This is a genomic window from Pseudomonas sp. LB1P83, assembly GCF_054897885.1.
In genome coordinates, this window is the sequence record NZ_CM142709.1 from 5,061,596 (window position 1) to 5,075,716 (window position 14,121).

At 60.5% G+C, this 14,121-nt stretch carries 12 protein-coding genes; 3 read left to right on the forward strand and 9 right to left on the reverse strand.

Annotated elements, in window-relative coordinates:
- Positions 1 to 88 precede the first annotated feature (88 nt).
- The 3 genes from ACYZTY_RS23135 (at position 89) to ACYZTY_RS23145 (ending at position 3,466) form a co-directional block, all read left to right on the forward strand.
- A complete protein-coding gene (locus ACYZTY_RS23135) occupies positions 89 to 313 on the forward strand; it encodes a hypothetical protein (RefSeq protein ID WP_461955636.1) in 225 nt (74 codons plus the stop codon).
- Positions 314 to 558: 245 nt separating this feature from the next.
- Complete coding sequence (locus ACYZTY_RS23140) at positions 559 to 1,821, forward strand: OprD family porin (RefSeq protein ID WP_461959382.1); 1,263 nt, start codon at positions 559 to 561, stop codon at positions 1,819 to 1,821.
- 148 nt (positions 1,822 to 1,969) lie between these two features.
- Positions 1,970 to 3,466, forward strand: coding sequence for a sensor domain-containing diguanylate cyclase (locus ACYZTY_RS23145; protein ID WP_461955637.1), 1,497 nt, complete (start codon positions 1,970 to 1,972; stop codon positions 3,464 to 3,466).
- 176 nt (positions 3,467 to 3,642) lie between these two features.
- Here ACYZTY_RS23145 and lpxC read toward each other — a convergent pair whose 3' ends face one another.
- The 9 genes from lpxC to murD all read right to left on the reverse strand — a co-directional run bounded on the left by lpxC (position 3,643) and on the right by murD (position 14,119).
- Complete coding sequence (gene lpxC, locus ACYZTY_RS23150) at positions 3,643 to 4,554, reverse strand: UDP-3-O-acyl-N-acetylglucosamine deacetylase (RefSeq protein WP_008147525.1); 912 nt, start codon at positions 4,552 to 4,554, stop codon at positions 3,643 to 3,645.
- Positions 4,555 to 4,666: 112 nt separating this feature from the next.
- Positions 4,667 to 5,860 carry a cell division protein FtsZ gene (gene ftsZ / locus ACYZTY_RS23155; RefSeq protein WP_007943486.1) on the reverse strand — a complete coding sequence of 398 codons (1,194 nt, stop codon included), beginning with the start codon at positions 5,858 to 5,860 and terminating at the stop codon, positions 4,667 to 4,669.
- A gap of 71 nt (positions 5,861 to 5,931) precedes the next feature.
- On the reverse strand, positions 5,932 to 7,191 hold the full coding sequence (gene ftsA / locus ACYZTY_RS23160) for a cell division protein FtsA (protein WP_046048247.1): 1,260 nt from the start codon (positions 7,189 to 7,191) through the stop codon (positions 5,932 to 5,934).
- A 15-nt stretch (positions 7,192 to 7,206) separates the two neighbouring features.
- Positions 7,207 to 8,076 (reverse strand): cell division protein FtsQ/DivIB, encoded by an 870-nt coding sequence (locus tag ACYZTY_RS23165; protein WP_461955638.1) that lies wholly within the window; start codon positions 8,074 to 8,076, stop codon positions 7,207 to 7,209.
- Positions 8,077 to 8,080: 4 nt separating this feature from the next.
- Positions 8,081 to 9,049 carry a D-alanine--D-alanine ligase gene (locus ACYZTY_RS23170; protein WP_461955639.1) on the reverse strand — a complete coding sequence of 323 codons (969 nt, stop codon included), beginning with the start codon at positions 9,047 to 9,049 and terminating at the stop codon, positions 8,081 to 8,083.
- Positions 9,046 to 10,506: a UDP-N-acetylmuramate--L-alanine ligase gene (gene murC, locus ACYZTY_RS23175; protein ID WP_461955640.1), complete on the reverse strand. Its 1,461-nt coding sequence runs from the start codon at positions 10,504 to 10,506 to the stop codon at positions 9,046 to 9,048. The genes ACYZTY_RS23170 and murC overlap by 4 nt, the downstream gene beginning before the upstream one ends.
- Positions 10,499 to 11,569 carry an undecaprenyldiphospho-muramoylpentapeptide beta-N-acetylglucosaminyltransferase gene (gene murG, locus ACYZTY_RS23180; protein WP_461955641.1) on the reverse strand — a complete coding sequence of 357 codons (1,071 nt, stop codon included), beginning with the start codon at positions 11,567 to 11,569 and terminating at the stop codon, positions 10,499 to 10,501. Before murG ends, murC begins: the two co-directional genes overlap by 8 nt.
- On the reverse strand, positions 11,559 to 12,776 hold the full coding sequence (gene ftsW, locus ACYZTY_RS23185) for a putative lipid II flippase FtsW (RefSeq protein ID WP_461955642.1): 1,218 nt from the start codon (positions 12,774 to 12,776) through the stop codon (positions 11,559 to 11,561). The genes murG and ftsW overlap by 11 nt, the downstream gene beginning before the upstream one ends.
- Positions 12,773 to 14,119 carry a UDP-N-acetylmuramoyl-L-alanine--D-glutamate ligase gene (gene murD / locus ACYZTY_RS23190; RefSeq protein WP_461955643.1) on the reverse strand — a complete coding sequence of 449 codons (1,347 nt, stop codon included), beginning with the start codon at positions 14,117 to 14,119 and terminating at the stop codon, positions 12,773 to 12,775. The genes ftsW and murD overlap by 4 nt, the downstream gene beginning before the upstream one ends.
- Positions 14,120 to 14,121: the final 2 nt, after the last annotated feature.

Below are 14,121 nucleotides of genomic sequence, written 5' to 3' on the forward strand. Positions count from 1 at the left end.
CTTTCATGAATCTGCTCTTTTTCCCTTCTCCAATCCCCCTTATCTTTGCCGCACCAAACAGCACTTGCCAAGCAAGAAGGTTTTAAAGATGTCCAACACTATGGGTATTGCCAGCGCTTTCGTTTTGTCCTCGTTGTTCTTGTCCCCGTTCGCCGTGGCTGAAGAGTCCCAGACTTTCGTCGCACAAAATGCCGCCCGCGCCGCCGCATACGAACAGCATCAGAGCGAAATGACCGCCAAGGCCCAAGAGGCTGCGCAAACCCCTCAAGCGTCAACGTCTGCCACCCGACCACAGGTTGAGAAAGACAGCTGATCCCGCGCACTCGCTCCATTTCCCTCGACACTTTTTATAGGCTCTTCCCTTTGAAAAGTTGTCTTCAAAGCCGCTGCTATCAGCGGCTTTTTTTCGTTGTGGTTTAAAGCCGGTTTAGTTCGTCTCCCCTTACAAGAAACATCCTGTGCTTCAAATAATGAAGTGCAGATTGACCCCAAGGAGCTTTACCGCAAGTGCGTTTCCCTCTCTGCTTTACCCCGCTGTTCATTGCAATCGCTGCAACGATGACCGCCCACGCCGCCGATGAATCCAGCCACGAAGGTTTTGTGGAAGGTTCGAGCCTCAACCTTAATGCCCGCAACTACTACATGAACCGTAACCGTCTGCAGCAGACGGACGACAACATCGAATGGGGTCAGGGTTTCCTTGGCATTTTCGAATCGGGATTCACCCAGGGCACCGTCGGGTTCGGCGTTGATGCCCACGCCATGCTCGGGCTCAAGCTCGATGGCGGTGGCGGCACGGACGGCTCTAGCATCCTGCCGATCAGCGATGGCAACGGCAAAGCGCCAGGGTCGTTCTCGACGGCGGGCGGCACACTGAAAATGCGCGCATTTGATACCGAGTTGAAGGCCGGCGACCTGTTTCTCGCCAACCCGGTGATTGCGGGCGGCGAGACCCGCATGCTGCCGCAGACCTTTCGTGGTGTCAGCCTGACCAACCACAGCGTCGACGGTTTCCTGATCGAGGGTGGCCAGGCGAGCTTCACCAAGCCGTACAACCAGAGCGGTCACACCCGCATCGGCACCTCCTACGGCAGCCTGGCAGACGGTGACGACAGTCAGCACCTGAACTGGGCCGGCGTGGCCTGGAGCGGTCTGCCAGGGCTGACCAGCAGCCTGTACGCGTCCGAACTCAAGGACATCTGGAACCAGTACTACTACGACCTGGATTACACCTACGCGCTGAACGACCTGGTCAGCCTCAACCCGGGCCTGCACTTCTATCACACGCAAGACACCGGCGATGCGCTGCTGGGCAACATCGACAACAACACCTACAGCCTGCATTTCACCGTTGGCGTGGGCAATCACAGCGTTACCGCGGCGTATCAGCGGGTCAACGGCAACACGCCATTCGACTACATCAGCCAGGGTGACAGCGTTTTCCTCGACAACTCCCAGCAGTATTCGGACTTCAACGGCCCGAACGAGCGCTCGTGGAAACTCAAGTACGCCTACGACTTTGCCGGCCTCGGTCTGCCCGGCCTGACCTCGGCGCTGTCGTACTCCCGGGGCGAACTGGACCTGACCAAAGTCGATCCGGACAGCCGCGGTTACGCCTCGTGGTACAGCGCCGACGGCAAAAACGCCAAGCACTGGGAACGTGACATCGATCTTAAGTACGTGGTGCAGGGCGGCAAGGCCAAGGATCTGGCAATACGCCTGCAATGGGCCTCCAACCGTGGCGGCAATGGCTACGGCGCGCTGGACCAAGACACCGATGAATACCGGGTGATCGTCGACTACCCGCTCAATGTCTTCTAAGCTTGAATAAACATAAGGCCAGCACGTTTTGCTGGCCTTTTGTTTATCAGGGACTTATACAGGCGCCCTGAACGCAAACGGCTCCCGGAATTCTGCCCGATGCTTGCAACAGAACTTTCATAAAGCCCTATCAGCAGAAGCCAGAGCCATGAGTGTGAGCAACACAAAACCTCACGATCCGATCCGTTCGACCCGGTCGGAGCGGCTTCTGGTTCTCGGCAGTTTGCTGCTGGTGATCGCGATTCTGAGCATCGTCGCGTTCCTGCTGGTGCGCGAACGCGCCAACGCAGAACTGTCTGCCACGCGCTCAGCGTCCAACATCGTGCAATTGATCGAAGCCGACGTGCTGCGCAATGTCGAACTCTATGACCTGTCCTTGCTCGGCCTGATCGCGGCCTCGCAGCGAGAAGACCTCAAACTCGTTTCCCCCGCCATCCGCCATCTGGCCCTGTTTGACCGCGCCACTGCCGCGCCGTACAAGGGCGACATTTTGTTGCTGGACAACAAGGGCGACGTCATCGCCGACTCAGCCTCGGTGGAGCCCAGAAAGGGTAACTATGCCGACCGCGAGTATTTTCAGTCCCACGTGAATAATCGTGATCCGGGCATGTTTATCAGCCGCCCCTTCCGGTCCAGACAGGCTGAACATGAATGGCGCATCAGCTTCAGTCGCCGGGTCAGCGGTTCACAGGGCGAATTCCTCGGTGTGGCCGAAGCCGCCATGCGCTTGAGTTACTTCGATCAATTGTTCAACAGCTTGAGTATCGGACGTGACAGTTCGGTCAACCTGATCAGCTCGGACGGTATTCTTCTGGCCCAGGAGCCCCGCCTGGCCGAAGAGCTGGTTGGCAAGGACTTCAGCGACCGCCCCAACTTCCAGCGCATCGTCAAAGAAGGCGACGGCAGCTTCACCAGTGTTTCAAGTCGCTACAAGGACGAACGCCTGTACACGTTTTCCAAGGTGGGCAACTTGCCGTTGATTGTCATCGTTGCGCTCTCCAGCGATGAAGTGTTTGCGTCGTGGAAACGCACGGCGGTGGTGGTCAGCGTTGCGACCATTGCGCTGTGCATCAGCCTGCTTTGGCTGACCTGGCTGTTCTGCCGTGAACTGCGCCTGCGCCACAACGCCGAGCAGGAGTTGGCACAATTGGCGGCCACCGATGCCTTGACCGGCCTGGCCAACCGCCGAACGCTGGATCAGGCCCTGCGCCATGAATGGTTTCGCGCGCAACGGTCGGGCCAGCCGTTGTCGCTGCTGATGATCGACGCCGATCACTTCAAGGCGTTCAACGACCGCCATGGCCATCAGGCCGGCGACGAAGCGCTGCGCTCGTTGGCCAACGTCATCACCGCCCACGTCCGACGACCGGCGGACCTGGCCGCCCGTTACGGTGGTGAGGAGTTTTCGGTGATCCTGGCGGAAACCGATAGCGCGGGTGCGCGGCAGATTGCTGAATACATCCGCAAGGCTGTCGAGGAGTTGCCGTTGGTTGAGGGTGCCGATTTGCCGATGACTGTCAGTATCGGGATCAGCACCTGGACGACAGCGACTGATATCAGCCTGGAGAGTTTGCTGTTTGCGGCGGACAAGGCGTTGTATCAGGCGAAGGAAGGTGGGCGGAATCGGGTGGTCGTCACGACTTGAAATCTGCGGTGTTGCTACCGGCCTCTTCGCGGGCAAGCCTCGCTCCTACAGTAGACCGAGTACCCCTGTAGGCGCGAGGCTTGCCCGCGAAGGGGCCAGCCCTGACGCCACAAAAAACCGGGACATAAAAAAAGGCCACCCGAAGGCAGCCTTTAAAAACTAGAGAGGTTTTTTGCTTACACGGCCGCAACGGGACGCATGTAAGAGATCGGTGCAGTGCTGGCGTCTTCGAAAGTCACGACTTCCCAAGCATCTGTCTGCTCAATCAACTTGCGCAGCAGCTGGTTGTTCAATGCATGTCCGGACTTGAAGCCCTTGAACTCACCAATCAGGCTATTGCCCAGCAGGTAGAGGTCACCAATTGCATCGAGGATCTTGTGCTTCACGAATTCGTCTTCATAGCGAAGGCCGTCTTCGTTCAGTACACCATCCGCGTCGACCACAATAGCGTTTTCAACGCTACCGCCGAGTGCGAGGTTGTGCTTGCGCAGGTACTCGATGTCACTCATGAAACCAAAGGTACGGGCGCGGCTGACTTCTTTTACAAACGAAGTGCTGGAAAAATCCACGCTTGCACTTTGTGTGCGGTTACGGAAAACCGGGTGATCGAAATCGATCTCGAAGCTTACCTTGAAGCCTTCGAAAGGGACGAAAGTGGCGCGCTTGTCGCCGTCTTCCACTGTCACTTCCCGCAGGATCCGGATGAACTTCTTCGGTGCGTCCTGTTCTTCCAGGCCGGCCGATTGAATCAGGAATACGAAAGGTCCAGCGCTACCATCCATGATCGGGACTTCAGACGCGGAGAGCTCGACGTAGGCGTTATCGATGCCCAGGCCAGCCATGGCCGAGAGCAAGTGCTCCACCGTATCCACTTTGGTGTCACCACTGACCAATGTGGTCGACATCGTGGTTTCACCAACGTTTTCCGCGCGGGCAGGAATCTGCACCACAGGGTCGAGGTCGGCACGAACAAACACAATGCCGGTGTCGATAGGTGCAGGCTTGAGGGTCAGGTATACCTTCTCCCCGGAGTGCAGGCCTACACCTGTAGCACGGATAATATTTTTCAGTGTGCGTTGTTTAATCATGGCTTGGGCCGCTTCAGCGCAAATTGCGAACTGGTATCAACAAAGGCTGGCGATAATAGCAGACCAGACCTTTGCTGAACACCAATCACCTTCATAGCCCTGATACATTCCATCAATCAGCCTGACGACGCAGGAAAGCCGGGATGTCCAGGTAGTCCAGATCATCTTGCGGATTCATCTTCGCGGCAGTCGCAGCACCGGCCTGAGCCTGGTTGCGCATGACGGTCGGACGGTCCAGGTCACGGTAGTTTACCGCCGGTTGTTCCTGACGAGCGGGCGCCGATTGTTGCGGCTGGGAGGCCATGGAAGTGTGAACGGTGTTGTCGATGACCTTCACAGGCTTCTCGATTTTCGCGCCCAGACCGGTGGCAACCACAGTCACGTGCAGTTCGTCGCGCATGTCCGGATCGATAACGGTACCGACCTTGACCATTGCGTGCTCGGAAGCGAAGGCTTCGATGATGCTACCCACGTCGGAGTACTCACCCAGGGACAGGTCAGGACCGGCGGTGATGTTCACCAGGATGCCGCGCGCACCTTGCAGGTTCACGTCTTCGAGCAACGGGTTGCGAATGGCCGCTTCGGTGGCCTCACGTGCACGGTTCGGACCGCTGGCGCAGCCAGTGCCCATCATCGCCATGCCCATTTCGCTCATCACGGTCCGTACGTCGGCAAAGTCGACGTTGATCATGCCTGGACGCTTGATGATGTCGGAGATACCGCGAACGGCACCGGCCAGTACATCGTCGGCCTTGGCGAAAGCCGACAGCAGGCTGGCGTCTTTACCGAGGATGGTCAGCAGCTTCTCGTTGGGAATGGTGATCAACGAGTCAACGCTTTCAGACAGCAGACGGATACCTTCGTCGGCGATCTGCATGCGCTTGCGGCCTTCGAACGGGAACGGACGAGTCACCACCGCAACGGTGAGGATCCCCATTTCCTTGGCCACTTCGGCAATGATTGGCGCAGCACCGGTACCGGTACCACCGCCCATGCCAGTGGTGATGAACACCATATTGGTGCCCTGCAGGACTTCGGCAATGCGCTCACGGTCTTCGAGAGCGGCCTGACGACCTACTTCAGGGTTGGCGCCGGCGCCCAGACCTTTGGTCACGCCGGTGCCCAGTTGCAGGATGGTCCGCGCGCCGATGGATTTCAGCGCCTGGGCATCAGTGTTGGCGCAGATGAATTCAACGCCTTCAATGTTGCTCTTGACCATGTGGTTGACGGCGTTGCCGCCGCCTCCGCCAACACCGATAACTTTAATTACCGGGCTTGCGGGGATGTTGTCTACGAGTTCGAACATTTTCCCTCTCCTTTCAGTTCTCTAGTTTTTTCGCCTACTGCCTGTATCTACAACGGTGCTGCGGTAAATCTTTAGAAGTTGCCTTGTACCCAGCTCTTGATGCGATCGAGCAAGGCGGCTTTCGGTTCTTCATTGCTGTAGCTGTCGCGGCTGCTGATGCCCGAGAACGAAATCCCGTCGGACTGTTTCTGCAGGCCGTACATCAACAAGCCAACGCCGGTGGAATAAATCGGGTTACGCACCACGTCATCCAGGCCCTTGACGCCATGGGGCACGCCCAGGCGGACCGGCATGTGGAAGATCTCTTCGGCCAGTTCAACCGCGCCTTCCATTTTCGAAGTACCGCCGGTCAGCACGATGCCGGCCGGGATCAGGTCTTCGTAGCCACTGCGACGCAGTTCGGCCTGGATCAGCGTGAACAGCTCGTCGTAACGCGGCTCGACCACTTCGGCCAGGGCCTGGCGGGACAGCTCGCGCGGTGGACGGTCACCAACGCTTGGCACTTTGATGGTTTCACCGGCACCGGCCAGCTTGGCCAGGGCGCAGGCGTAGCGAATCTTGATTTCTTCGGCGTACTGGGTCGGGGTGCGCAACGCCATGGCGATGTCGTTGGTCACCTGATCGCCCGCAATCGGGATCACCGCGGTGTGACGGATCGCGCCTTCGGTGAAGATCGCGATGTCAGTGGTGCCGCCACCGATGTCCACCAGGCACACGCCCAGCTCTTTCTCGTCGTCGGTCAGGACCGAGTAGGCCGAGGCCAACTGCTCGAGAATGATGTCGTCGATTTCCAGACCGCAGCGGCGCACGCATTTTTCAATGTTCTGCGCGGCGTTGACGGCGCAGGTGACCACGTGAACCTTGGCTTCCAGACGCACGCCGGACATACCCAGCGGCTCGCGAACGCCTTCCTGGTTATCGATCACGTAATCCTGCGGCAGGGTGTGCAGCACGCGCTGGTCAGCCGGGATCGCCACGGCCTGGGCGGCGTCGAGGACGCGCTCAAGGTCGGCAGCGCTGACTTCGCGATCACGAATCGCCACGATGCCGTGGGAGTTCAGGCTGCGGATGTGATTGCCGGCCACGCCGACGAACGCCGAGTGGATCCGGCAACCGGCCATCAGCTGCGCTTCTTCGATCGCGCGCTGGATCGATTGCACGGTGGACTCGATGTTCACCACCACGCCTTTCTTCAGGCCACGGGACGGATGAGTGCCGATCCCGACGATTTCCAGCGTGCCGTCGTCCGAGACCTCGCCGACCAGCGCCACCACCTTGGAGGTGCCGATATCGAGACCGACGATCATTTTGCCGCTTTGCACGTTTGCCATGGGTCCTGCCTCTTCTTAATTCTTCGCGACAGCGGGTTGGGCTGTCGTGGGCGCTACAGGTTCCCGCCAGCCAACAGCGAGGCCGTTGGCGTAGCGCAGATCGATGCGCGCAATGTTCGTAATCTGTTCTTTAAGCGTCTTGTCGTAGATGGCAATGAAGCGGCGCATCTTTTCCACCAGCTTGCCGCGGCCCAGCAGCAGTTCGATCCCCGGGCCCGCGCTGCCGGCACCGGTGGTCAGGAACCAGCTGCCTCGTTCACGCAACTCCAGGCGTGCAATCGAGAAGCCCAACGGCCTGAGCATCTGGCTCAGCACCTGGTATTGCTGCATCACTTGCTGTTGAGCCCGTTGTGGGCCGAACAGCTGTGGCAAGTGTTCGTAGTTCGCCAGCTCACGCGGGGTGAACGCCTGTCCCTGGTTGTTCAACAGCGATTCATCGCCCCAACGGGCCACCGGCAGTTGTTCTTCCAGGCGGATCACCACTTGATCCGGCCACACCCGCCGCACTTCGGCGTGGGCAATCCATGGCATCGTTTCAAGCTCGGTACGCATGCCCGCAAGATCGATGGTGAAGAAGCTCGACGCCACGTACGGGGCGATCCGCTGCTGCACCGCTTGCTGGCTGATGTAACTCAAGTCGCCCTGCACGTTGATCTTGGTGATCGGCCGGTCGGCGTACGGCAGCAAACGCTGTGCGCCTTCGTAGGTACCGAACCCCAGCGCAACCAACAGCACCGGCCAGAACAGGCTTTTGAGAAAGCCAAAATTGGCTTTCGGCAGGCGCGCAGACATCGGCTCTTTGGCCACCATTCGGCTGGCACCCCGCGGCACCGGCTTGCGGCCGGGTACTGGAGGGGGCTGATGTCTCAGCTGTGCGCCTTGCATGGTCTTAACCCCGCGGCTCTTCGTTGCTGGCAATACTTGCCGCCAGAATCGCCAGAACCAATTGCTGGAAATCCAGACCGGCAGCACGGGCCGCCATCGGCACCAGGCTGTGATCGGTCATGCCCGGTGCGGTGTTGACTTCGAGGAACCAGAACTGCCCGTCGGCGTCCTGCATCACGTCTGCCCTGCCCCAACCGGCGATACCCAGCGCCTCACAGGCTTTCACCGTGAGGTCCATCAGTTCTTTTTCCTTGTTGCTGTCCAGGCCACACGGGATCCGGTACTGGGTATCGGAAGCCACGTACTTGGCGTCGTAGTCGTAGAAGCTGTGCGTGGTGCCCAGGGCAATCGGTGGCAACACCTGGTCACGCAGGGTGGCAATGGTGAACTCCGGACCTTGAATCCATTGCTCGACCAACACTTGCGAATCGTAGGTACTGGCCGCTTTCCAGGCGTCGATCAACTCCGACGCGGAACTCACTTTGGCCATACCGATACTTGAACCTTCATGGGCCGGTTTGACGATCAAAGGGAAGCCCAGTTCCGTCGCTGCCGAAATACAATCAGCCTCGGAGGTCAGTACCGCGTGGCGTGGCGTCGGGATGCCGAGGCTGTGCCAGACCTGTTTGGTCCGCAGCTTGTCCATGGCCAGTGCCGAAGCCAGAATGCCGCTGCCGGTGTACGGAATACCCAGGCATTCCAGCAGGCCCTGCATGCTGCCGTCTTCACCGCCACGACCGTGGAGGATGACGAAGGCGCGGTCGATCTTTTCGTTCAGCAAACGCTGCAGAAGGTCATCGCCCACATCGAGGCCGAACGCATCCACACCGGCGCTCAGTAGCGCGTCGAGCACAGCGCGACCCGACTTCAGGGAAACCTCACGCTCGGCACTCTTGCCGCCGAAAAGCACGGCGACGCGGCCGAAGTCTTTCGGCGCGACAGTGGAGACGAGGTTGGCGTAAGCAGCAGTCATTTCAACTTCCCCACGGTCGGCGCGGCAACAGCACCCGCGAATAGCGGACTGGCCAACAGTTTCGGGGCGAGGCCACCGATATCACCGGCGCCCTGGCACAGCAGAATGTCTCCGGCACGCAGCAGCGGCTTGACCAGCGGCGCGAGATCGACGCCACGCTCGATGTAGATCGGGTCGAGCTGACCGCGCTGACGAATGCTGTTGCACAGCTTGCGGCTGTCGGCGCCCGGAATCGGCTCTTCACCGGCCGGGTAGACTTCCATCAGCAGCAGTACGTTGGCGTCGGCCAGTACATTGACGAAATCGTCGTACAGGTCGCGGGTGCGGCTGTAACGGTGCGGCTGGTAAACCATCACCAGACGGCGTTCCGGCCAGCCACCGCGTACGGCCTGGATCACGGCCGCGACTTCGGTCGGGTGGTGACCGTAGTCGTCGACCAGCATCACGTTGCCGCCGTCTACCGGCAGTTCGCCGTAGACCTGGAAGCGTCGGCCGACACCCTGGAAGCCGGACAGCCCCTGGACGATGGCTTCATCGCTGACGCCTTCGTCGCTGGCGATGCAGATGGTGGCCAGGGCGTTCAAGACGTTGTGATTGCCCGGCATGTTCACCGAGACATCCAGCGGCTCGCGATCAGGACGCAGCACGGTGAAGAAAGTCTGCATGCCTTGCTGGCGTACATTGATGGCGCGCACGTCGCAGTCATCGCCGAAGCCATAAGTGACCGTCGGGCGTTTCACCAGCGGCAGGATTTCACGCACCACCGGGTCGTCCAGGCACACCACCGCCAAACCGTAGAACGGCAGGTTGTGGAGGAACTCGACGAAGGTTTTCTTCAGTTTGTTGAAGTCACCGTCGTAGGTCGCCATGTGGTCGGCGTCGATGTTGGTCACCACGGCCACCAGCGGCTGCAGGTGCAGGAAACTGGCATCGCTTTCGTCGGCTTCGGCAATCAGGTAGCGGCTGGTGCCGAGCTGGGCATTGGTGCCCGCTGCATTCAGACGACCACCGATGACGAACGTCGGGTCCAGGCCACCGGCCGCGAACACCGAAGCGATCAGGCTGGTGGTGGTGGTTTTGCCGTGCGTACCGGCGACGGCAATGCCGTGGCGATAGCGCATCAGTTCGGCCAGCATCTCGGCGCGTGGTACCACCGGAATACGTCGTTCCAGCGCGGTGGCGACTTCCGGGTTGGACGTGTTCACGGCGCTCGACACCACCAGCACGTCGGCAGCAGCGGCGTTCTCGGCACGGTGGCCGATAAAGATCTGCGCGCCAAAGGACTCGAGACGCTCGGTCACCGGCGATGCTTTCAGGTCGGAACCGGACACTTCATAGCCCAGGTTCAACAACACCTCGGCGATGCCGCACATGCCCACGCCGCCGATACCGACGAAGTGGATGCGACGGATGCGGCGCATTTCCGGTTGCGGCATGGCTTTCTGTTTCTCAACCATGGGCCACCTCCAGACAGGTATCGACCACGTTACGGGTTGCATCGGGTTTGGCCAGGCGGCGTGCCGCGGTGGCCATGTCGTTGAGTCGTTGTGGTTGCATCAGGACCTCTGTCAGGCGTGCGGCAAGATCCGCTGCGCCAGTCGTTCTTTGCGGCATCAGGAAGGCAGCGCCTTCACGGGCCAAATAATCGGCGTTGCGGGTCTGGTGATCGTCGATCGCGTGGGGCAAAGGCACCAGCATCGAGGGCAGACCGGCGGCAGCCAGTTCACTGATGGTCAATGCGCCTGCGCGGCACACCACCAGGTCGGCCCAGCCATAGGCTTGGGCCATGTCTTTGATGAAAGGCTGCACTTGCGCCTCGACGCCAGCCGCGCGATAGCGCTCTGCAGTCACTTCATCGTGGTTTTTGCCGGCCTGATGGAACACTTCCGGGCGCAGGTCTGGGGCGACTTGCGACAAGGCTTCAGGCAGCAACTTGTTTAACGGCTCTGCGCCCAGGCTTCCGCCCAGGATCAGCAAACGCGCCTTGCGACCCGCCAGGGCGGGGCGCTGTGTTTCGAGGAACAGCTCGGTGCGCACCGGGTTACCGGTGGTCCGACGGCTGTCCGACAGGGTAAAGGTGTCGGGGAACGCTTCACAGACTCGGGCGGCCAACGGCACCAGCAACCGATTGGCGGTACCGGCCACGGCGTTCTGTTCATGAACGATCACCGGCACGCCGGCCAGTTTGGCTGCCACGCCGCCAGGACCGGTCACATAACCACCGAAGCCGACCACACACACCGGCCGCAGCTGACGAATGACCGCCCGCGCCTGCCAGACGGATTTGAGCAACATGAACGGGGCCTTGAGCAGGGACAATTTGCCCTTGCCGCGCAACCCGCTGGCATTGATCCGGTGCAGCTCGATCCCGGCCATCGGCACCAGCTCGTTCTCGATCCCGCGCGGCGTTCCGAGCCAGTGCACGGTGTAACCGCGGGCCTGGAATTCACGAGCACAGGCCAGCGCTGGAAACACGTGGCCACCGGTGCCGCCCGCCATGATCAAGACGTTAGCGCCCATGGGTCGGCTCCTCGGCGAAGTCGCTCTCATGGAACTCCATCTCTTCGCTGCCCAGGTGGGTTCGACTCTCCCACTCGATGCGCAACAACAAGCCGAGACAGGCACCGCAGATCACCAACGAACTGCCGCCATAACTGAGGAACGGCAGGGTCAGGCCTTTGGTCGGCAGCAGGCCGACGTTCACCCCGATGTTGATCAGGAACTGGCCGATCCACAGGAACGACAAGCCGTACGCGATGTAGGCGGCGAAGAACTGCTTGGCCTTCTCGGCCCAATAACCGATGTACATGCCACGCACACACACGAAGACGAACAGCGCGACCGTGCACAAGGAACCTATGGCCCCCAGTTCTTCGGCCAGGACCGAGAACACGAAGTCAGTGTGAGCTTCCGGCAGGTAGAACTGCTTCTGCACGCTGTTGCCCAGGCCAACGCCCAGCCACTCGCCGCGACCAAACGCGATCAATGCCTGGGATAACTGATAGCCGGCGCCGAACTGGTCGGCCCACGGATCGGCAAAGTTGGTCAGACGCGCCATTCGATACGGCTGCACTTGAATCAACAGCACCACCGCCCCGACCGCGAGGACCACCATCAAGGAAAAACGGAACAGCCCGACCCCGCCGAGGAACAGCATCGCCGCCGCGGCGCCCATCATCACAACGGTGGCGCCGAAGTCCGGCTCCATCAGCAACAGACCGGCCATGGGCAGCAGAACGATGAACGGCTTGAAGAAGCCCATCCAGCTTTCGCGCACTTCTTTCTGGCGACGCACCAGATAACCGGCGAGATAGATCACCACGAACACTTTGGCGATCTCGGAAGGCTGGACGTTAAAGAAACTGAAGCCGATCCAGCGCATCGAACCGTTCACTTCACGGCCGATCCCCGGGATGATCACCATCACCAGCAAGCCGAAGGCACCAATCAGCATCAGCCAGCCCAGGCGTTGCCAGGTGGCGATCGGAATCATCATGGTGACGATGCAAGCACCCAGGCCCAGCACGATGTAGATCAGGTGGCGAATCATGTAGTACAGGGCACTGCCCGACTGCACCGCCCCCACTTCGGTCGAGGCCGATGCAATCATCACCAGCCCGAGGCCGATCAACGCCAGGCAACCGGCGAGCATCGGGAAGTCGAGATCGATCCCGCGCCCGGTGATGATCGGTGACGGATAGGGCTTGATGATATTGAGCAGGCTCATGCCAGTTCCTCCACGGCGCGGACGAACTGATGACCACGGTCTTCGTAATTCTTGAACATGTCGAAACTGGCGCAGGCTGGCGACAGCAGCACGACGTCGCCCGGTTGCGCAACGGCGCGGCACTGCTCGACGGCTTCGATCAGCGAAGCGGCGCGGATCAGCGGCACGGCATCGCCAATGGCCTCACCGATCTTGTCGGAGTCGCGACCCATCAGGATCACGGCGCGGCAGTTGGCCGCCACCGGATCACGCAGATCATTGAACTCGGCGCCCTTGCCATCGCCACCGGCGATCAGCACGACCTTGCCGTCGATGTCCGCGCCCAGCCCTTCGATGGCCGCCAGTGCGGCGCCGACGTTGGTGGCTTTGGAATCGTTGTAGTAGCCCACGCCATCCAGGTCACGGACCCATTGGCAGCGATGCTCGAGGCCAGCGAAGGTGCGCAGGCTCGAGAGCATGGCATCGAACGGCAGGCCGACGGCGTGGCCCAGCGCCAATGCCGCCAGGGCGTTGGACTGGTTGTGGGCGCCACGAATTTTCAACTCGCGCACCGGCATCAGGTTCTGGAATTCGAAGGCGAGGAATTTCTCGCCGTCTTCTTCGCGGATCCCGAAGGCCTTGAAATCGGGTTTGCTCGAACCGAAGGTCCAGCATGGCTGGCCCTCGCCCATCAGCGGACGGCTCAGGGCGTCCTGACGATTGACCACAAACTGCTTCGCACCACGGAAGATCCGGTGCTTGGCCAAGTGATAGGCCGGCAGACCGCTGTAACGGTCCATGTGGTCTTCACTGACGTTGAGCACGGTCGCCACTTCGGCGTTGAGTTGATCGGTGGTTTCGAGCTGGAAGCTCGACAACTCCATCACGTACAGCTCGACGTCGTCGCTGAGTAAATCCAGCGCCGGCGTACCGAGGTTGCCGCCGACAGCGACTCGCTTGCCGGCCGCCGCAGCCATCTCGCCGACCAGGGTGGTGACGGTGCTTTTTGCGTTGGAACCGCTGATGGCGACAATCGGCGCCTTCGCGTTACGCGCGAACAGCTCGATGTCACCGGACAATTTCACGCCACGGGCGGCGGCGGCCTGCAGGGCCGGGGTCGCCAGTGCCAGGCCGGGGCTCACGTAGAGCTCGTCGGCACGGCACAGGAATTCGACGTCCAGCTCGCCACAACGCACTTCCACGTGCGGATAGTCACGCGTGAGCGTGGCCAGTTCCGGTGGATTTTCCCGCGTATCGGCCACAGCAAACGACGTGCCCCGGTTCGCCAGGAAGCGAACCAGGGACATGCCGCTCTTGCCGAGGCCGACAACGATGCGGAAGTGGTCAGAAGCGATCAGAGACACTC